Source organism: Streptomyces sp. NPDC001728 (assembly GCF_040297565.1).
In the GTDB taxonomy this organism is placed as follows: Bacteria; Actinomycetota; Actinomycetes; order Streptomycetales; family Streptomycetaceae; genus Streptomyces.
The window spans coordinates 47,090-66,263 of the sequence record NZ_JBEOZK010000011.1 but is presented as its reverse complement, the minus strand read 5'-3'; the positions used below and the strand labels follow the sequence as shown (position 1 = coordinate 66,263).

17 protein-coding genes are annotated in these 19,174 nt (G+C 72.3%); 8 read left to right on the top strand and 9 right to left on the bottom strand.

Annotation, left to right across the window (positions count from 1 at the left end):
* Window positions 1-79 precede the first annotated feature (79 nt).
* Both ABT154_RS18350 and ABT154_RS18345 read right to left on the bottom strand, forming a co-directional pair.
* A complete protein-coding gene (locus ABT154_RS18350) occupies window positions 80-3,223 on the bottom strand; it encodes a sacsin N-terminal ATP-binding-like domain-containing protein (protein WP_351857867.1) in 3,144 nt (1,047 codons plus the stop codon).
* A gap of 713 nt (window positions 3,224-3,936) precedes the next feature.
* On the bottom strand, window positions 3,937-4,866 hold the full coding sequence (locus ABT154_RS18345; protein ID WP_351857866.1) for a DUF3027 domain-containing protein: 930 nt from the start codon (window positions 4,864-4,866) through the stop codon (window positions 3,937-3,939).
* A gap of 393 nt (window positions 4,867-5,259) precedes the next feature.
* On the opposite strand from ABT154_RS18345, the gene ABT154_RS18340 reads away from it, so the two are divergent.
* From ABT154_RS18340 to ABT154_RS18325, 4 genes are all read left to right on the top strand, one after another.
* Window positions 5,260-6,639 (top strand): MFS transporter, encoded by a 1,380-nt coding sequence (locus ABT154_RS18340; protein WP_351857865.1) that lies wholly within the window; start codon window positions 5,260-5,262, stop codon window positions 6,637-6,639.
* Window positions 6,640-6,945: 306 nt separating this feature from the next.
* A complete protein-coding gene (locus tag ABT154_RS18335; RefSeq protein WP_351857864.1) occupies window positions 6,946-7,425 on the top strand; it encodes a DUF2771 domain-containing protein in 480 nt (159 codons plus the stop codon).
* Window positions 7,426-7,432: 7 nt separating this feature from the next.
* Window positions 7,433-8,272, top strand: coding sequence for a futalosine hydrolase (locus ABT154_RS18330; RefSeq protein ID WP_351857863.1), 840 nt, complete (start codon window positions 7,433-7,435; stop codon window positions 8,270-8,272).
* Entirely contained in the window at window positions 8,269-9,123 is an 855-nt protein-coding gene (locus ABT154_RS18325; protein ID WP_351857862.1) for a 1,4-dihydroxy-6-naphtoate synthase, read from the top strand. Before ABT154_RS18330 ends, ABT154_RS18325 begins: the two co-directional genes overlap by 4 nt.
* A gap of 31 nt (window positions 9,124-9,154) precedes the next feature.
* Here ABT154_RS18325 and ABT154_RS18320 read toward each other — a convergent pair whose 3' ends face one another.
* From ABT154_RS18320 to ABT154_RS18300, 5 genes are all read right to left on the bottom strand, one after another.
* The gene (locus tag ABT154_RS18320; protein WP_030322122.1) at window positions 9,155-9,538 is read right to left on the bottom strand and encodes a cold-shock protein; all 384 of its coding nucleotides are present in this window, start codon (window positions 9,536-9,538) and stop codon (window positions 9,155-9,157) included.
* Between the two features lie 167 nt (window positions 9,539-9,705).
* Window positions 9,706-9,915, bottom strand: coding sequence for a helix-turn-helix domain-containing protein (locus tag ABT154_RS18315; RefSeq protein ID WP_351857861.1), 210 nt, complete (start codon window positions 9,913-9,915; stop codon window positions 9,706-9,708).
* 156 nt (window positions 9,916-10,071) lie between these two features.
* The gene (locus ABT154_RS18310; RefSeq protein ID WP_351857860.1) at window positions 10,072-10,479 is read right to left on the bottom strand and encodes a DUF6415 family natural product biosynthesis protein; all 408 of its coding nucleotides are present in this window, start codon (window positions 10,477-10,479) and stop codon (window positions 10,072-10,074) included.
* A 124-nt stretch (window positions 10,480-10,603) separates the two neighbouring features.
* Window positions 10,604-11,818, bottom strand: a complete 1,215-nt coding sequence (locus ABT154_RS18305) for a helix-turn-helix domain-containing protein (protein WP_351857859.1) — start codon at window positions 11,816-11,818, stop codon at window positions 10,604-10,606.
* Window positions 11,819-12,008: 190 nt separating this feature from the next.
* On the bottom strand, window positions 12,009-13,673 hold the full coding sequence (locus ABT154_RS18300; RefSeq protein ID WP_351857858.1) for a recombinase family protein: 1,665 nt from the start codon (window positions 13,671-13,673) through the stop codon (window positions 12,009-12,011).
* Window positions 13,674-13,867: 194 nt separating this feature from the next.
* Here ABT154_RS18300 and ABT154_RS18295 point away from each other — a divergent pair, with 194 nt between their 5' ends.
* A complete protein-coding gene (locus ABT154_RS18295) occupies window positions 13,868-14,146 on the top strand; it encodes a hypothetical protein (RefSeq protein WP_351857857.1) in 279 nt (92 codons plus the stop codon).
* Here ABT154_RS18295 and ABT154_RS18290 read toward each other — a convergent pair.
* Entirely contained in the window at window positions 14,134-14,790 is a 657-nt protein-coding gene (locus tag ABT154_RS18290; RefSeq protein ID WP_351857856.1) for an HAD family hydrolase, read from the bottom strand. The two genes, ABT154_RS18295 and ABT154_RS18290, sit on opposite strands and share 13 nt — an antisense overlap.
* A 158-nt stretch (window positions 14,791-14,948) precedes the next feature.
* On the opposite strand from ABT154_RS18290, the gene ABT154_RS18285 reads away from it, so the two are divergent.
* From ABT154_RS18285 to ABT154_RS18275, 3 genes are read left to right on the top strand one after another with little or no spacing between them, the layout of a single operon-like run.
* Complete coding sequence (locus ABT154_RS18285) at window positions 14,949-15,953, top strand: FecCD family ABC transporter permease (RefSeq protein WP_351857855.1); 1,005 nt, start codon at window positions 14,949-14,951, stop codon at window positions 15,951-15,953.
* Window positions 15,950-17,080 carry a FecCD family ABC transporter permease gene (locus ABT154_RS18280; RefSeq protein ID WP_351857854.1) on the top strand — a complete coding sequence of 377 codons (1,131 nt, stop codon included), beginning with the start codon at window positions 15,950-15,952 and terminating at the stop codon, window positions 17,078-17,080. The genes ABT154_RS18285 and ABT154_RS18280 overlap by 4 nt, the downstream gene beginning before the upstream one ends.
* Entirely contained in the window at window positions 17,077-17,895 is an 819-nt protein-coding gene (locus ABT154_RS18275) for an ABC transporter ATP-binding protein (RefSeq protein ID WP_351857853.1), read from the top strand. Before ABT154_RS18280 ends, ABT154_RS18275 begins: the two co-directional genes overlap by 4 nt.
* A gap of 51 nt (window positions 17,896-17,946) precedes the next feature.
* Here ABT154_RS18275 and ABT154_RS18270 read toward each other — a convergent pair whose 3' ends face one another.
* Window positions 17,947-19,164, bottom strand: a complete 1,218-nt coding sequence (locus ABT154_RS18270) for a hypothetical protein (protein ID WP_351857852.1) — start codon at window positions 19,162-19,164, stop codon at window positions 17,947-17,949.
* Window positions 19,165-19,174: the final 10 nt, after the last annotated feature.

The following is a 19,174-nucleotide window of genomic DNA, read 5'->3' as shown; positions in this document are numbered from 1 at the left end:
AGCGGCGGTTCTTGCGGACGTCGCGGTGGGGCGGCCCCTCGGGGCGGGCCAGGTGCGCGGGATTCCCGGCGCCCCCGGCTCAGTCGAACCAGCGGTCCCTCGCCAGTTCCGTCGTCCTCGACGGGTCCTCCAGGAGGGCCGCCACCTCGAAGCGGCGGGGCCACTGGCCGGAGGCCCAGGCCAGGCCCGCCGCCACGCCTTCCAGGGTGGACGCGTGGACCACGCCGTCCGGGGTGCGGCGCCAGTCGAGTTCCGTGCCCGCCGCCCTGAGTTCCTCGTGCTCGACGTAGGTCGCCGGGGTCGCCGCGCCCAGCAGGGTGCGGACCGGCTCCGGCACCGCGTGCTCCTCGCCCGTCGTCGTGACCTCCGCCTCGACCGTCTCGCTCAGCCGCCGCACCTGGAACAGCTCCGCCAGGTCCGCCGCCCGCGAAGGCGACACCGGCAGCAGCGGCAGGTCCCCCGCGAGCGGCAGGAGGTCCGGGGCGTCCGCCACCATGGCCTCCGCCGCGTCGACCACCACGACGGCGCCGTCCACGACCGCCCTCAGGTCGTCCGGCAGCGTCACCTGGTCCGGGTCCAGGTCCGCCAGAGCCGTGTACAGGGCGTGGAGCTGCGGCGCCGTCACCTCGCGGGACGGGTCCGCCAGGCGGCCGAGGAGTTCCGCCGCTCCGCCCGGTTCGTCCAGGAGCGCCGGGACCGTCGTGCGGACACCCAGCGCCCTCAGGACCTGCTCGTCCTCGAAGCCGGTCGCGTCGGCGGAGTCGTACAGGCCGGTCAGGAGCGGGTCGCCGCCCGCCGCGCGGAGGCCCGCCGGGCGGCGGCCGTCCAGGACCGGGTGGTCCCGCAGCCACCACGCCGTGTACGAGCGGACCGTCTCCGTCGTCCCGTCCGGCAGCAGCACCCGTACGGGCTGGGTCAGGGCGTCCCTCAGGGGCGGCTGCGCGAGGAGCGCGAGCGCCCGCGGCCAGGCGTCGTCGTCGACCAGGTCCAGGTCCCGTACGGCCACGATCTCCGTCGCCACCGGCGGCACCGGCGACTCCGGCAGCCGGTCGAGGACGTCCTCGCACCACACGTCGACCGCGTCGAGGAGACCGGCGTCGTCGGGCTCCGGGTAGTCGCCCTCGCGCGGCTCGACCTCGTCCGGGTCGAGCAGGAGATCAGTCGCCCTGACCAGGGCGAAGGTGGCGAGCACCCCGCAGGCCGCCAGGGGCTGTTCGCCCCAGCGGGCGGCCAGTTCGGCGTCCACGTAAGCGAGTTCGTCCTCCCGCATCACGGCGGCGAACGCCGAGCCCGGCATCACCAGCTCGCCCGCCGGGGCGAGTTCGCCGTCCTCGTCGGGGAGCGCGAGCGCCCCGAGCCAGGGCTCGTCGCCGGGGTCCAGCTCCGCGTCCCGTACGAGCGCGAGGACCGTGTCGACGAGTTCGTCCGCGTCCAGCGCGTCCGCGTCCTCGTCCCAGATCTCGCCCGCGTCGAGGGACGCCGCGACCGCCGCCCGTACCTGCGGGGTCGTCAGCACCGCGCGGGGCGTGGCCGGCAGGGCGCCCAGCTTCTCCAGGAGCGGGTGCGCGGCCTCCGGGTGGGCGACCTTCAGGCCGAGCCGGGTCAGCTCGGCGGGGGTCCGGTCCTGCGGCAGGAGGACCTGGCGGGGGCCGACGGCCGTACGGGTACGGCCGCCCTCCTCCGCGTCCGCCAGCGGCACCGGGAGACCGGACAGCCGGTCCGGGTCGACGCCGGCGAGGGAGTCGTAGAGGCGCCACCACCAGGTCGGAGCCCGGTCGACCCCGGCGAGCCGGTCCACGGCCTCCGTCAGGGGGACGCGGCCGACCCCCAGGGTGCGCAGTTCGGGGCGCCGCTCCAGACCCGCCGGGAGGAGCGTCGGGAAGACCTCCGCCAGGACCTCCACGGTCTCCGCGCCCGAGCCTTCCGCGACCTCGGCCTCGATCGGGCGGAGGGCGGGGAGTTCCTCGGTGGGCGCGGCGGGCGCGAGGAACGCGACCCTCGGCAGCCGGTCGAGGATCGCCTCGCGGAGCGCCCCGTCGAGCGGGCCCTTGCCGAGCGGCCCGGGGACGAGGTCGAGCGTCGCGGTCGTCACCGGCTGCCACTCGGCAAGGAGTTCGGCGTACGCGTCGGCGGCGCGCTGGACGAGGAAGTCGGTCAGCGGACCGGGTGCCGGGTGCCGGCGCGCGGTGTCCAGCGGCAGTGAGGCGATCAGCAGGGCCGGGATGCCGAGGGGCTCGTCGGTGGGCGTGGGGGCGTGCACGACCGGCGTCGTACGCGGGAAGCGCGGGGCGCCCTCCCCGTCCACGGGTACGGCCCAGGTGACCGACCAGTGGGGGCGCAGGCGCTCCTCGACCGGGCGGTCCTTGAGGAGTCCGGCGTCCAGCGGGCCGCCGTGGGAGACGGTCCGCCAGCGGTGGATGCCGGTGGCGGAGTCGTCGATCCGTACGTAACCGTCGTCCTCGGAGCGGCGGAGGGTCCGTACGCCCTCGGCCGTCTCCACGACGATCTCCGCGAGCCCGGGGAGGGTGAGGAGGAGGGCGTCGTCGACGGAGCCGAGGAGCCGTTCGGCGAGGGCGCGGGCGGCGGTGTCGCGCAGCGGGAGGACGACGACGGTGTCGTAGCCGTCGGGGGCGGTGCCCTCGGCGGGCAGCGGCAGCCGAAGCAGCGGTACGTGGCCGTCGCGGCGGCGCAGTTCGTCACCGAGACCGGGGCTGTACGCGGCGGCCCCGGCGGCGAGTTCGCGGGCCTCGGCGAGGGACCAGCGGACACCGCCGTGGCGGCCGAGGACGGCGGGCTCGTCGGTGACGGCGAGGACGGCGGCGAAACCGACGCCGAAGCGGCCGACGGCGCCGTCGCTCTGCTCGCGCTTGGCGGAGGCCCGGAGCGTCGACAGCGACTCGGCGCCCGTCGCGTCCAGGGGGGCGCCGGTGTTGGCGGCGGCGAGGATCGCCGGGCCCTCGTGGTCGGCGGGGTGCAGGGTGAGGCGGAGACGGCCGGTGACGCCGGCGCGGTGGGCGGCGTCGGCGGCGTTCTGTGCGAGTTCGACGACGAGGCGGTCGCGGTAGCCGCCGAGGGCGAGGTCCTCCTCGGCGTTGGCGTCCTCGCGGAACCGGGCGGGGGAGGCGCCCCAGGCGTCGAGCACTCCCCGCCGCAGCCGGGCGGTGCCGAAGGGGTCGGTTCCGTCGGTCGTCGTCCGGACGCTGACGCTCACGTCTGACTCCACTCTGCGGGGGCGGGGCGGGCCTCGGGGGCCCGGGGGTGGACCTCGGGGGTCCGGGGTGGGCCTTTGGGCCCGGGGGCCGAAGGTACCGTGCCGGGGGCGGTGGCCTTGACGGGGCGCGGGGGCCTTGGGGCGTGTGGGTGCGTCGAGCGCGGGCGGCTTGTGGGTGCGCGTGCCGGTGGCTGGGGGCGTTCAGGCGTGGGGGCCTGGGCCCGGCGGGGGGCGATGTCCCGTGTGCCCACCCGTCCCGCCCTGCGGGACGATTGCCCACACGGTGTGGGGCGCGGCCCGCACGGGTGCGGCGCCAGCCTGCACGGGCGTGGGGCCAGGCAGCACGGTCGTGGGGCCAGCCCGCACGGGCGTGGGCCCGGCAGCGCGGCGCGGGCCCGCCTTGTCAGGCGTCCGCCCACCCGGGGGAGGAAGGGTCCTCCAGGTGCAGGCGCCAGCTCACACGGTGCGCACACGGGCGCGGGCCCGCCCGGCCTGGTGCGGGCGCCAGGTCACACAGTGCGGCGTGAAGCCCCATGCGGTGCGACGCCAGCCCACACGGGCGGGGCCCACACGGTGCGAGGCAAGCCAGCACGGGCGGGGCACACGCGGTGCGGCACCAGCCCTCACGGGCGGGGGCCCGCACGGTGCAGCCCGCGCGGTGCGGCGCGAGGCCTGCGCGCGCGGGGGGACCACGCCGTGCGGCGCCGGTCCCGTCCCGCGTCGGCCTACGAGTGGCCCAGGTCCTCCGACGCGTCGTCCGGTTCCGTTGTCGAGCCGGAGTCCTTTGCCGGGCGGAGGGGGAACGCGTCCGTGCCCATCGAGTCGAGGACCGGGGGGGCCGGGCGCGGGGGCTTCGGCATGACGGCGGCCTCGGAGTGGCCCCCGCAGCCGTACGCGAGGGAGACGACCCGGCCGTCCGCCGGGGAGAACTCGTTCGCGCAGACGCCGAAGGCCTGCTTGAGGGAGCCGGCGAGCGGCACCAGGAAGGCACAGGACTCGCAGGTCGCGGGTGCGGCCATCGCCATCGGCGTCTTCGCGCCGAACGCCTCGTCCCAGCGGTCCGTGGCCGTGTGGAGCCCGTACCGGGAGAGGACCCGGGCCCGGCGCATGCCGAGCTCCTCGGCGACCGCCGCGATCGCGCCGCGCGAGGGCACGCGGGTGACGATCTCGGCGTCCTCCGTGTCCAGGTGCTCGGCCAGCTCCTCCGAGACCACGGAGTTCGGCGGGGGCGCGTCCTCGCCGGTGTAGCCGGGCTCCAGGCGCAGGTCGTCCTGCTCGGTGGGCAGGAGGTCGCCGGGGCCCATGTCGCCGGGCCGCAGCCGCTCGCTCCACGGCACCCACTCGGGGGCGAGGAGGGCGTCGGAGCCGGGCAGCAGGACGGTTTCGTCAAGCGTGACGTTCTTGGCGCGGGAGGCGCGGGTGACCGTCACCGCCCAGCGCCAGCCCCGGTAGCCGGGTTCCTTGGACTCGAAGTAGTGGGTGACGACGCGGTCGCCCTCGGCGACCGCCTCGATGTGGGCGCCGACGATCCCGGGGGCGGCCGCCTCCTCGGCGGCCTCCCGTGCGAGGTCTACGGCCTCGGCGCACAGGCGGTCGGGGATACGCGTGGCTCGCGGGGTACGCGGGGTACCGCTTCGCGTCGTCGCAGCACTCACAGGTCTCGCTTCTCTCCTACGCCGTCTCACGGGTGCGCCGGCCGAGGGGCGGGAGCGAAGCCACGGGCGGCGGGCGGAGCGGACCTGTGGGCCGCATCGACGTCCGCGCACCCGACTTGTCTCGCGTGTCTCGGGCACACCTATCGCCATCCATTCTGCGGGATGCCGAAGAGGCGCGCGGCCGAGAGCTTCCGCCGGTGACGCGCTACGCACGCTACCCCGTTCGCGGGCCTCAGCCCACATGCCCGCCCCAAGTGGCCCGGATCACGGACACCGGGAGGCGGCCGTGAACGGCGTCGGAGGCGGTCGAAGTGGGTGTCGGAGGCGGCCGAGAAGGGGGCCTCCCCGCCGCGCCACGGTTCGCCGGGCGCGCCGGTGGGGCACTATGACGGAGTGGCAGCCGCACGGTCCCCCGCACGATCCGAAGATCATGCCGGACCGCTCCGCCGAGCGGGCCGGAGGGTCGGTCATGCCCTGCACCTGCCCTTCACGGGCACGGCGAAGGGCATCCGCAAGGCGACCCACGCGCACGGCGCGGGCGAGTCGGGGCTCGGGAAACTGATCGAGCTGCACGCCGTGAACGGCGCCGGCGACGTCATGATCACCGTCGCGCTGGCCTCCACGGTGTTCTTCTCGGTGCCGACGGACGAGGCCCGGGGCCGGGTCGCGCTCTACCTCGCCGTCACGATGGCCCCCTTCACTCTGCTCGCCCCGGTGATCGGTCCGCTCCTGGACCGCGTCCCGCACGGGCGGCGGGCGGCGATGGCGGGCGCGATGGTGACCCGCGCGGTCCTGGCGGTCATGATGTCGGGCGCGGTGGCGACCGGCGGCCTTGAGCTGTACCCGGCGGCGCTGGGGGTCCTGGTGGCCTCGAAGGCGTACGGAGTGGTGCGCAGCGCGGTCGTGCCGCGACTGCTGCCACCGGGCTTCTCGCTGGTGAAGGCGAACTCCCGGGTGACACTCGCCGGGCTGCTCGCGACGGGCATAGCCGCTCCCGTCGGGGCGGGGCTCCAACTGCTGGGGCCCCGGTATCCGCTGTACGGGGCGTGCGCGCTGTTCCTGCTCGGGACGTTCTGGGCGCTGCGGATGCCGCCGAAGGTGGACTCGGCGAAGGGCGAGCGGCGGGCGCACCTGCTGACGCACGGCGAGCGGAAGCCGAGCCTGCGGACGGTGGGGCCTTCGGTGCTGCACGGTCTGGAGGCGAACGCGGCGCAGCGGATGCTGTCGGGTTTCCTGATCTTCTTCCTGGCGTTCCTGCTGCGCGTGCACCCGCTGCCCGGGCAGAGCGCCGCCGTCTCGCTGGGGATCGTGGGCGTGGCGGCGGGCGTCGGCAACGCGAGCGGTACGGCGATGGGCTCGCTGCTGCGGGACCGGGGGCACGGGCCCGAGGTGATCATCGCCACCATGATCAGCGTGGTCTGCGGTACGGCGATCCTGACGGCGGTGTTCTTCGGCGGCATGATGGTGGCCGTGCTCGGCGCGGTCGCGGGGCTCACGCAGGCGCTGTCGAAGCTGTCCCTGGACGCGCTGATCCAGCGGGACGTGCCGGAGGTCGTACGGACGTCGGCGTTCGCGCGGTCCGAGACGGCGTTGCAGATGGCGTGGGTGCTGGGCGGCGGGATCGGCATCGCGCTGCCGCTGAACGGAACCCTGGGGATGGCGGTGGCGGCGGCGATCCTGGCTCTGGGCGCGCTGCTCTCGGTGCGCGGCCTGCTGGCGGAGGCCCGCCGCAGACCGGGCCCGAAGGGGCGGGCGAAGACGCGGGTGGGCTAGGGGTGGGCCAGGGGCGGCGGCCTGGGTGGCCCGGGGCGGAGGTCCGGGTGACCTCCGGGGCGGGACCCCGAGTGGCCCGGATGGAAGTCCGGGTGGCCCCGGGGGGGGAGGTCCGGGTGGCCCCGGGGGGGGTCCGGGTGGCCCCGGGGGGGGTCCGGGTGGCCCCGGGGGGAGGTCCGGGTGGTGTCCGGGTAGCCCCCCGGGTGGCCTCGCCGCCGATGGCCCGGGTGCCGCCATCCGGTGCCGGAAGGCGGCACGCCGTACCCCCGCGTGGCGCGGGCGCGGCGGCCCGATAGCCTTCGGCTCATGACCGTTGCGTTCTTCACCGGCTCGCGCCGCCGGGCCGCCGTCGCCCTCGGGGCCGTCTCCGCCGGGCTCCTCGTACTCTCCGCCTGCGACAAGCCGACTCCGATCGCGACCCTGACGGTCGGGACCGACTCGGTCCACTCCGAGGCCGCCTGCTACAACGACGGCGACCCCATCAAGGAGTCGCAGATCCAGCAGTGCCTCAACAAGAAGGCCGAGAAGTCCATCACCGTGGCGATGGACGACAAGATCCGCTTCGGGGTCGACCCCGAGATCGCGGACAACGGCTGGACCATCTTCCTCGGCGGCCAGCAGGCCGAGCCCGAGCCGTACAAGAAGACGTACCGGACCATTCCGGCCAGCGCCTTCTTCTCCAGCCAGTCCGGCGAGCCCGCCAGCCAGACCCAGGTGACCATCGTCGAGAACACCGGCAAGAAGCTGACCGGCATCTGGCACTTCCAGCTGAAGAAGGAATCCTGATCCTCCGGTGGTCCCCGACCACCGGATCCACCGGATCCTGATCGTGACGGCCGTGGCGGCGGAGGCGGACTCCGTCTCCGCGGGCCTCGGCCTCTCCCCCGGCCTCGGCGGCCCCGTACCGCTTCCGCTGCCGGGCGGCCTCGTCCTGCGCCGCCACACGGGCGGCACCGGGGCCGTGCGGATCGACGTGCTCGTCGGCGGGGTCGGCCCCGCCGCCGTCGCCGCCTCGACCGGGACCGCGCTGGCGTACGCCTCGCTCACCGGCACCGACTCCAGCGCGCGAGCCCGAACCGGCACGGACACCGGCCCCCGAGCCGACCGTCCCGCTCCCGGGCCCTACGACCTGGTCGTCTCCGCCGGGATCGCCGGCGGGTTCCAGCCCCTCGCGCCCCTCGGATCCGTCGTCGTGTCCTCGGCCCTCGTCGCCGCCGACCTCGGCGCGGAGACCCCCGACGGGTACCTCGCCGTCGACGAACTCGGCTTCGGAAGGTCCGTCCACCCCGTACCGGACGCGCTGACCGGCCGCATCGCCGCCGCCCTGGACGCCGGCGGACCGCCGCACACCGTCTCGCCCGTCCTCACCGTCTCCACCGTCACCGGTACCGCCGCGCGCGCCGCCGAGCTGGCGGGGCGGCACCCCGGAGCCGCCGCCGAGGCGATGGAGGGCTTCGGCGTCGCCGAGGCCGCCGCCGCGTACGGCCTGCCGGTCGTCGAGATCCGGGCCGTGTCGAACGCAGTCGGCCCCCGCGACCGCGCCGCCTGGCGCATCGGCGAGGCCCTGGCCGCGCTCCGGCGCACTTTCGAGCTGTTGAGCAGCACCGTCTTCGTGGAGCTGGAGCCGTCGTGAGCAAGTTGAAGATCGCCTACTCGCCCTGCCCGAACGACACCTTCGTCTTCGACGCCTGGGCCCACGGCCGTGTCCCCGACGCGCCCCGCCTCGACGTGACCTTCGCCGACATCGACATCACCAACGGCTGGGCGGAGAGCGGCGCCGACGGCCACGACGTCCTCAAGGTGTCGTACGCGGTGCTGCCCTGGATCCTCGACGAGTACGCGCTGCTGCCCTGCGGCGGCGCCCTCGGCCGGGGCTGCGGGCCGCTCGTACTGACCCGGGAGGCCGGTACCGGCGCGGACCTGGCCGGGAAGACGGTGGCGGTGCCGAGCGAGCGCTCGACCGCGTACCTGCTGTTCCGGCTGTGGGCGGCCGAGCAGGTGCCGGGCGGGGTCGGGAACGTCGTCGTGATGCCGTTCCACGAGATCATGCCCGCCGTGCGCGACGGCAAGGTCGACGCCGGGCTCGTCATCCACGAGGCCCGCTTCACGTACAAGGAGTACGGGCTGCACTGCCTCGCCGACATGGGCGAGCACTGGGAGTCCACGACCGGGCTGCCGATCCCGCTCGGTGCGATCGTCGCCCGGCGGTCCCTCGGCGAGGAGACGCTGCGGCGGCTCGCCGACGCGGCACGGACGTCGGTACGGATGGCCTGGGACGACCCCGCGGCCTCCCGCCCATACGTCCTGGAGCACGCGCAGGAGATGGACCCGAAGGTGGCCGACCAGCACATCGGGCTGTACGTGAACGAGTTCACGGCCGACCTCGGCGAGCACGGCTACGCGGCGGTCCGCGGGCTGCTCACCCGCGCCGCGGCCGAGGGACTCGTACCGCCCCTCGGCCCGGACGCGCTCGCGTTCCCGTAGCCGGGACCGGCGGAGGGCTCAGCCGGAGGAATCAGACGTCCAGCTGGTCCGCGACCGCGCGCAGCAGGCCCGCGATCTTCGCGCCCTGCGTCTTGTCGGGGTAGCGACCGCGCTCCAGCATCGGCGTGATGTTCTCCAGGAGCGTCGTCAGGTCCTGCACGATGGACGCCAGTTCGTCGGGCTTACGGCGCTGCGCCGCGGCGACCGAAGGGGTCGGGTCGAGGATCGTGACGGACAGCGCCTGATCGCCGCGCTGTCCCGCGACGACGCCGAACTCGACCCGCTGTCCCGGCTTCAGTGCGTCGACTCCGGCGGGGAGCACCGACGAGTGGACGAAGACGTCGCCGCCGTCGTCACGGGAGAGAAAGCCGAAGCCCTTCTCGCTGTTGAACCATTTGACCTTGCCAGTCGGCAAAGCACACGCTCCCTCTGTCGGTCCCGGACACTTCTGGGCGCCCGTAGAAATGCCCCGGAACACCTTACTGGGGCTGTCCCCAGGGACAGTGAGGGTTAATCCAGTCCCCGAACGAGGAAAACCCCTGCCCAGACAGGGCAGAGGCTCACAGAGGGCGTAGCAGGGGTTCAGGCTTCCTTGGTCTCAGCCTTGATGCGGAAGACAGTCGCACGACCGATGCCGTGCTTAGCCGCTACCTTCATGACGCTCAGGCCGGCGTCCAGGTCTTCCAGGACAGCCGTTCGGTCAATCTCTCGGGGACGGCCCCAGGTCTTGCCGTTGGCTTCACGGGACGCACGGGCAGACGCACGGCGGGCACGGTCTTCCGCTCGGATCACGGGGCGTAGAGAACTCCATGATCTTGGAAGCCGTGCCTGCCACCTTCCCAGAGCGCCGCTGAGCTGACGGATCGCCACGAACCGGGCGTCACACAACTACGTCGAAGCCCTCCGTGATGACACCCTCGCAGCCCCGGCAGTAGTAGAGCGTCTGGCTCATGCCTTCCCGCCCAGGTTCGCGGAGTCGGGACCACCCAGGTTCACGTAGTGGTCGGTGAGCGCCATGAGGGACCGTGCGAGCCTCTGAGCCTGCCTGAGAGCCCACCGGGAAGCAGCGGGCACAGAACGGACCCTGAGGTGCCGTGAGGCTTCCTCCACGCCCACCAGGGCGCACACACGGGGCATGTCTCCCTGGGGGTGCCTGTCGGCCGCTGCGGTGACCTCAGGGATAGCCAGCATCAGCATCCCCCGGAGCGCCTGAGTGAGGCTGTCCAGCTCCTCCTGGGACAGGTTCTCGGAGTCCTTCCTGAGTGCTCTCAGGGCCGTCTGACGCATCGTCTGGACATCGAGCGGGATCGTCTGCCCCGGGACCTGTTCCGCTGCGCCGTGCGCGGTAGCGTTCACGTGTCGACTCCTTGCAGTCGGCCAAGCTCCGGGGCCGTTCGCGCGGTCGCCGGAGCGCTTGACCTCTCATGCAATCGACTTGGCGTGATCGCTTACAGGGACGCAACGTCCTAGTTCTGGTCGCTTAGCTGACGACTCCCAGGAACTCAGCCAACGACCGCAGCCCCGGCGGATGGTTGGGAAGCGACCACAGGTCACGGACGATCGCGACAGCCAACGTGTGGTGTTGCATCCACGTGGGCGCCACCTTCCGCAGGGACTCAAGTGTCTTGACCGCCCCGGCAGCATCCCCGGTGTCCGTGTGGGCACGCGCCACGTCCAGGAGCAGCCACGTACGCCAGGACGGCGGAGTGTCCTTCCTGAGCCGCATTCCCTTGGCCAGTGCCAACGCGTCTTCCGGGTGGCCGTACTGGACAGCGAGACGTACACGCTCGATACGGACCGATGACGGACTGAACACGCTCACCATGCGGCTGTCTCCGCCCTCAGGGAGCTTGGAGACTCGTGCGGCTTCCTTCTCCGCCCGTTCCATGAGGTCCGCCGCGCGGTCATAGTCACCGCTCCTGGCTGCTGACGTAGCGGCGCTCATCGTCAGTCCGCCCCAGACCTTGAGTCCGTCTGCGGTCTCTGCGTTCCCCGCGCTCTTCATGTCGTCCGCAGCCCTCAGGGCGATAGCCAGAGCGTCTTCCAGGCGTCCCTGCCTCTGGTACGTCCACGCAGTGGAGTTCACGAGCATGGGCAGGAGCAGCGGGTTAGAGGACTGGGCAGCAGCGTCTATCGCCCGTTCAAGGCTGATCAGTGCAAGGTCTGTCTTCCCCATGCGCACAGCTACGTGTCCGGCCAGTTGGAGAGCCTTGCCCAGAGCTGCGAACCCTTCCCCCTGCTGCTCCTTGTCGGCAGAGGCCGTGACAGAGCGAGCGTCCGCGATCAGGGAGGGCAGAGCGTCCATCACAGAGTCGAACTCAGCAGCGTGATAGCGCGTCCACCCCTCTGCGATCTGCTCCCGCAGGGAGTCCATGGAGAAGTCAGAGGCCGGCGGTTGCGGCTCGGGTCCCCAGAGCGCGGGCATGACCGCCCGGCGCATCGCTACGAACTTAGGGCCGTCCGTCTCTCCCTTGGACGAGACCGCAGGAGGATCCCCCAGGAGCGTCGTCAGCTCTACCCCTAGACCGTTCGCCAGGGCGTGAAGCGTGGGGAGCCGGGCGGAGTGCTTGCGCCGCTGCTCTAGCTGTCTGATCACGTCCACGGACACGCTGGAGCGCTCTGACAGCTCTTCCTGTGTCAGTCCCGCCAGACGGCGCAGACGGCGCAGGGTCTTCCCCAGGTCTTCGGTCGTCACGCCGACACCGTACGCCGACCACTCCCCCGCTCATCAGGGTTCGGGGCTACTGCCCTACCCCCTGGGGACTCAAGGCACCCGCGCGACTAGACCACCCCGAATTCAGTTTGAATTGTTAAAGGTGGGGGTGGGTGATTCTGAATTGAATTCACTAAAACAATAAAGCCCCGCATTTGTGCGAGACTTTACTTTATGCGCCCTCTCCGTATCCCTCGAATAGCTTTACCACGCTATCGGGGACCGGGTCTTTAATGAACTCCCACGATTCGGGATTCGTCCAATGCCCCGGCACATTCTGACCCATCACGAGCTTGTCCATTCCCCCTTCCTTGCCCAGGCCCAATTCTTGCGCCATGGTCTTAATGTCCCCGAGGTCAATAACAGTGCCCAGACCCGCATTCGGGATTGCGTCAGTCCAAGCCCAGAGCTTTACCCCATAGGTGCGCAGGAACTCCCTGCGGTCTTCCTGGTCTTTACCTTTCCAGACTTCCCCGTACTTCTTACCTGTGGCCTTGATGGCAGGGTTAGCCCTCTCTGCTTCCTGCTTATCCAGGAGAGCCACCTTTGCCGACAGGCTCTTGTGCATACGGTGGTAGGAGTCTTCCTGCCCCTCTCCGTCGTACGCGCCTGCCAGGAAGTCACCTTCCAGCTTTTCCAGGCGTGCCTTAGCGGACTGGAGTTCCCGAGCCTGAGAGGGCCCTACGCCTGCCCTCTCGTACATGTCCCATGTGCCGACGCTCCCCAGAACCTCCTGGTCAACCCACATGTCGAGCACGTCAGCACGCACGTAGAGACCAGTGGAACAGGCTCCGCCCTTGAACTTGTTGGAGCAGCGGTAATACCTGTGTCCGGGAACCTTCGTCCCGTCTTTCCTGGTGTGACCGGAGCCCATGAGTGAAGTCACCGGGGAATTACATTCTCCACACCGTGCGATACCGGAAAGGAGACTCTTACCGCCTGTTCGGCTTTCCGCTCCTTCCGCTTTAGGAGTGGGTTTAATCCGGTCCACCAAATCCGTCCACTCATCCATTGTCGCCAACGGCTTTTCCGAGAGGATGACCATTTCTCCGCCGTCGTCCAGGATCGCTTCACCCTTATAGGTGTAGATTCCCGGGACCCAGGAAGAGCGGATGAATTTGTTGATGATGGTGGACTGCCACTGCGTTCCCTTGACTTCCTCCCCCTTCACCGTTCGCAGGTGGTCACCCCAGGTGAGCACGCCACGGGAATTGAAGTCACGGGCGATACGGTGAGTGGACTGTCCCTCACGGACACGCCGGAAGATCTCTTCTACGTAGGGGTGGAAGTCCTGGTCAATCTCTAGAACCTTCCGCTTACCACCCTCTACGGCTTTGATGCTGTAGCCGGTAGGCGGAGCACCCGTCAGCCATGAACGGTTCTCCAGTCGGCTCTGTACGCCGTTGAGGATGCGTGCCTGGATCGTGTCCCACTCAGCCTCAGCGAAGACGGCCGTCATCCGGGCCATCATCTTCCCCTGAGGGGTGGAGAGGTCGAACCCCTCTTCCACGCAGACGATGTACTTCCCGTGCTCCTGCGCCCACTCCAACAGCTCGTTGAAGTGCATGGAGCGTCGGGTGAGCCGGTCCATCTTCGCCGCAATGATCACGTCGAACTCATCGGCTCGGGACGTGAGCCAGCGTCCGAGCTTGGGGCGCTTGAAGGGGCTCATGGAGCCTGAGACGTCGGTGTCCTCTGCCTCCCCGACCAGGACGCCGGAGCGGAGAACAGAGCTGACGTGCTCTCGGATCACGGTCCTCTGCCAGTTGATGGACGTGGAGCCGTCAGAGTCGGCGGACAGGCGGAGACAGGCTAGGTAGCGCAGACCAGGTGTCATGGCAGGAGCGTAGCGCTCTCTGTGTGCCTAGGTGACCGGCTTGACCTTGCCGGTAGGCACGTCCGCCCTCGTCCTCGTCGATGGGGATGGCAAACGGCGGGCCGACCGGCCCGCCGGCACCAGGCTAGTGGTCCGGAGGCCGGCGGCAAGACGTCGCCGATGTGTTCCTGTGGCCTGGGAACTACCCTGGCCGGATGCGTAGTGAAACCCCTGCCGTACCGGTGAACGACAGCGCCCCGGGTGACGGCCTCGTCAAGGCCGGTGTCGTCCTCTTCGCCATCGGCGCGGTGGCGACGCTGGTCACCGTGGCCCCGCTGTTCCTGGGCACGGACCCGTTCCCCACCGTCGCGTACACCGTCTCCATGCTGATGGGGGTCGGCTTCGCCGTCGCCGCGGCCGGTGTGCTGCGCTCGATCGCGGCCCAGCGGCGCCAGGCGCGTACCGGCGCGACCGCACCGGTTCAGGCCAGGTAGCTCTCCCACCAGGGACGGAAGTCCGTCAGGTCCGTCAGGACCACGTCCGCGCCGGCCTCCGTCAGCTCCTCCGCGGGGCAGGGGCCGGTCGCGACCGCCACCGAGAAGGCGCCCGCCGTCGCGGCGCCCCGGACATCACCGACGTGGTCCCCCACGTACACCTGCGCGCCGTGCGCGCGCAGGGCCTCCGCCTTGCCCTCGGCCCACAGGCTGCCGACGACCGCGTCCGGCTCGATGCCGAGGTGCGCGAGGTGCAGCTCGGCGTGCGGGCCGTTCTTCGCGGTGACGACGATCGTGCGGCCACCCGCCTCGCGGACCGCCGCTATGGCGTCCCGGGCGCCGGGCATCGGGTGCGAGGGCTCGATCGCGTACACCGGGTAGAGCGCCCGGTAGCGAGCCACCATCTCCGTGACCTGCTCCGCCGGGACCCAGTGCGCCATCTCCTGCTCCAGCGGCGGACCGAGACGGCTGACGACGAGGTCCGCGTCGATCGGCACGCCGTACTCCGCCGAGAACGCCTCGAAGGCGGCCTTGATGCCGGGGCGGGTGTCGATCAGCGTCAGGTCGAGGTCGAAGCCGACGGTGAGCGGGGGCGGGGTGGGGGTGGCCGGTGAAGTCGCGGCTGAGGTCGTCATGGGGGCCATTCTCCGGGGTCGCTCCGGAGGCGCTCCGGGGGCCCGGCGAGGGACCTCCGAGGGACCTCCGGCCCGGGTGGCCACAGCAGGGTGCTGCTTACACTGAGCTAAGCCTTACCAAACCTGCCCCGCGCCGCCCGCTCCCCCGCACCACCCGATGGGTCCTGATGCCAGCCGCTTTCCGTACCAGACGGGTCCTCGCGACCTCGGCGGCTCTCGTCGCCCTGCTGCTCGCCGTACTCCTCAGCCTCGCCGTCGGCGCCCGCGCCATCGCCCCCTCCACGGTGTTCGACGCCCTGCTGCACGGCGGTACGAGCCCCGACGCCGAGGTCGTACGTCAGCTCCGCGTCCCCCGCACCCTCATCGGGCTGATGGTCGGCGCCGCGCTCGCGCTCGCCGGCACCGCGCTCCAGGGCATCACCCGCAACCCGATCGCCGACCCCGGCATCCTCGGCATCAGCCAGGGCTCCTCCGTCGGCGTCGTCCTCGCGATCTCGTTCTTCGGCGTGCACACCCTCACCGGGTACGTGTGGTTCGCCTTCGCCGGAGCCGCCCTCGCGGCGGTCGCCGTGCACGCCGTCGCCTCCAGCGGGCGCGGCGGGGCGACACCCGTGAAGCTGGCGCTCGGCGGGGCCGCCATCAACGCGCTGCTGCTCTCCGTCACCACCGGCATCCTCACCACCCGGGCCTCGGCGCTCGACGAGTTCCGGTTCTGGCAGATCGGCTCGCTCGACGGGCGCGACGCGCAGATCGTCGGCCAGATCTGGCCCTTCCTGCTGCTCGGCGCGGTCCTCGTCCTCTCCGTGGCGCGCGGGCTCGACGCGCTCGCGCTCGGCGAGGACGTCGCCAAGGGGCTCGGGCAGCGGGTCGCGACCGTGCGGATCGTCGGCGGGATCGGCGCGACCGTCCTCACCGGCGCGGCCGTCGCCGCCGCCGGGCCGGTCGCCTTCGTCGGCCTCGCCGTGCCGCACATCGCGCGCGCGATCGTCGGCTCCGACCACCGGTGGGTGCTGCCGATGGCCGCGATCGTCGGCCCGGTGATGCTGCTCGTGGCGGATGTCGCCGGGCGGATCGTGTTCCCGCCGGGCGAGGTGCCCGCCGGGGTGATGACGGCGCTGATCGGGGTGCCGTTCCTGGTGACCCTCGTACGCCGGAAGGCGGTGCCCGCATGAGTACGACCCGTACGACCACCGAAGCGGGTACGACCACCGAAGCGGGTACGGCCACCGGCGCGCGTACGGCCACCGGCACGCGGCCCGCCGGGTACGGGATCGTCCGCGCCCGGGGCGTGTCCTTCCTCGTCCACCGGCGCTCCGCGCTCGTCGCCGGGGGGCTGCTGCTACTGCTGGCCGTGTCCTCCGTCGCGTACCTCTGCGTCGGCGAGCGGTTCGTCGGCCCCTCCGAGGTCGTCCGCATCCTGTTCGGGCAGTCGTCGCCGTCCGCGTTCGTCGTGGCGGAGCTGCGCGAGCCCCGGCTCGTCGTCGCGCTCGCCGTCGGCGCGGCGTTCGGCGTCGCGGGCGCCCTCATCCAGACCGTCGCCCGCAACCCGCTCGCCTCCCCCGACATCATCGGCATCAGCCAGGGCGCCGGGGCCGTCACCGTCGCCGCGATGACCTTCGGCCTCACCTCGTACACCGTCCTGCCGTACCTCTCGATCGCCGGCGGGGTCCTCGCCGCCGCGCTGGTGTACGCGTTCGCCTGGCGCGGCGGGCTGCACGCGACCCGCTTCGTCCTCATCGGCATCGGCTTCGCCATCGCGCTGCGGTCCCTCACCACCCTCTTCATGACCAAGGGCGACTACCTCGTCGCCCAGCAGGCCCAGATCTGGATGACGGGCTCGCTCAACGGGCGCGGCTGGGACGAGTCCGCGCCCATCCGCTGGACGCTGCTCCTCATGCTGCCCGCCGTGCTGTGGGCGGCCCGCGCGCAGCGGACCGTCTCCCTCGACGACGACACGGCGACCGCGCTCGGCGTACGGCTCGGGCCGGTCCGGCTCGGACTCGTCGCCGTGGGCGTCGTGCTGGCGTCGGTGGCGACGGGCGTCGCGGGGCCGGTCGACTTCGTCGCGCTGCTCGCCCCGCAGATCGCCCGCCGGATGACCAGGACCGCGCAGATCCCGCTGCTGTGCTCCGCGCTCACCGGCGCGGTGATCGTGGTCCTCGCCGACCTGCTCGCCAGGCGGCTCTTCTCCCCCGTCGAACTGCCGGTGGGAGTCCTGACGGCGGCGGTCGGCGCCCCGTATCTGATCTGGCTCATCGTCCGGAGCCGTACCGCAGGATCCGCTGGAGGCAAGGCGTGAGCAGGCTGACCGCGCGCGAGCTGACGCTCGCCTACGAGGACCGGACCGTCGTCCACGAACTGGACCTCGCGATCCCCGACGGCAAGGTGACCGTGATCGTCGGTCCCAACGCCTGCGGCAAGTCCACCACCCTCCGGGCGCTCGGCCGGCTCCTCAAGCCGGCCGGCGGGGCCGTCCTGCTCGACGGCGAGGAGCTGGCGAAGCTGCCCACCAAGCGGATCGCCCGCGCGGTCGGGCTGCTCCCGCAGACCCCCGTGGCGCCCGAGGCGATCACCGTCGCCGACCTGGTCTCCCGGGGCCGCCAGCCGCACCAGGCCTGGTGGAAGCAGTGGTCGGAGGAGGACGAGCGGGCCGTCGCCGACGCCATGGAACGCACGGACGTCGCCGCGCTCGCCGACCGGTCCGTGGACGCGCTGTCGGGCGGGCAGCGGCAGCGGGTGTGGATCGCGATGGCCCTCGCGCAGGAGACGGACCTGCTCCTGCTCGACGAGCCCACCACCTACCTGGACATCTCCCACCAGGTCGAGGTCCTCGACCTGGTCCGCCGTCTCAACCGGCTGCGGGGCCGCACGGTCGTCCTCGTGCTCCACGACCTGAACCAGGCGGCGCGGTACGCCGACCACCTGGTCGCGATGAAGGCGGGCCGGGTGGTGGCGGAGGGCCCGCCGGAGGAGGTCGTGACGGAGGAACTCGTGAGGGACGTCTTCGGACTGACGTCGGTGGTGGTCCCCGACCCGGTGACGGGGTCACCGCTGGTGGTGCCGGGGGCGCCGTGGGGGGCGGAGCGGGTGGAGAGGGTGGCGGCCGAGGGCTGACGGCTGACGGCGGGCCGACGGCCGGCTGATACGGGCGGGGCGGTGGACGCGTCAGTGGCGGCGGGCCCGCCACAGGAGGAAGAGGGCCGAGGCCACCGCCGCCCCCCGCAACACCCACGGCCATGTCTCCGACACCGCCGCGCCCATCGCCTCGCCGCCCGCCGCCACCGGGTCGCCCCATCGGCCCCCGACCCTGCCCCACAGCCACAACACGCCCGACGCGGCGGCGAGGCCCGGGATCACCAGGACGGTGGTCTTCGCCTCGCCCGGGGTCAGCCGCCGGGAGGCGTACGCGAGCAGCCAGCCCGCCGCGAGCGCCACGAGCGAACCGAACAGCGCCCCGCCGAGCAGGAGGAGCGCCGCGAGCAGCACGAAGGGGCTCCCGAGGCGCAGCCGGGAGACCGGGGCCGTGTCGAACTCCGGTTCCGCCGCCGCCTCGGGTGCCGCGGCCTTGCGGCGGAGGAGGATACGGGCGAGGCGACGGCGCTTGCCCGGGGCGGGGTCCTCGTCCCAGGCCTCCTCGCCTTCCTCCTCGTCCTCGTCCTCCTCCTCGGGGAGCGGCTCCACGAAGAGGTCCGGGCGCTGCACCCCGCCGACGAATCCCGGGAGGCCTTCGGTGGGGTCCTCCTGCTGCCACCAGTCGGAGGTGTCGTCGAGGAGGCCGTCACCGTCGAGGGCGGTGTCGGGTGTGTGGGGGGCCGCGGAGCCGGTCGTATCGAGGCGGGGGGCTTCGGCCTCGGTACGGCCGCCGGCCCTGGGCTTCCCGAAGAGCGACCTGCCGGGCACGGACTTGCCCGACGCGGACTTGCCCGACGCGGTCTTGGAACCGCGCGATCCCGATCCCGATCCCGATCCGGCACCCGTCCCCTCCCGGGTCCTCCTGCTGCCCGGCAGCCACCCCGGCGCTCTCCCCTGGCGCCCCTCCTTGCGGGGTTTCGGCACCGCAGCCGTCCGCGACGCGCCCGGAGGCGGGGCGCCCCCTTCCTCCCGGTCCTCCCGGTCCTCCCGGTTGTCCCGCGCCGCGCGCGGAGTCGCCGCGCCCGGGCCCTCCGCGCGTTCCACCACCTCGTCCGGCGTTCCCAGCGCGCCGAGGATGCCGCGCACCGCCGACGGGCTCTCCTCGCCGTGCGTGGCGCGGCGGCGGTCGATCTCGTTGCGGAGGGCGGACACCAGCCGCATCCGCTCGCTCGCCGGCAGCCGGCGCTGCTGAGCCAGATCGCCGACCCGGCTCAGATAGTCGTAGACCAACTGGTCGCTCTCGATCCCCACGGTGCCCCTC

Excerpts from the sequence above, each read along its gene's own strand:
- ABT154_RS18335 (WP_351857864.1), top strand. The coding sequence starts at position 6,946 with ATGACCGTTGCGTTCTTCACCGGCTCGCGCCGCCGGGCCGCCGTCGCC.
- ABT154_RS18300 (WP_351857858.1), bottom strand. The coding sequence starts at position 13,673 with ATGACACCTGGTCTGCGCTACCTAGCCTGTCTCCGCCTGTCCGCCGAC.
- ABT154_RS18295 (WP_351857857.1), top strand. The coding sequence starts at position 13,868 with ATGCGTAGTGAAACCCCTGCCGTACCGGTGAACGACAGCGCCCCGGGT.
- ABT154_RS18290 (WP_351857856.1), bottom strand. The coding sequence starts at position 14,790 with ATGGCCCCCATGACGACCTCAGCCGCGACTTCACCGGCCACCCCCACC.
- ABT154_RS18285 (WP_351857855.1), top strand. The coding sequence starts at position 14,949 with ATGCCAGCCGCTTTCCGTACCAGACGGGTCCTCGCGACCTCGGCGGCT.
- ABT154_RS18280 (WP_351857854.1), top strand. The coding sequence starts at position 15,950 with ATGAGTACGACCCGTACGACCACCGAAGCGGGTACGACCACCGAAGCG.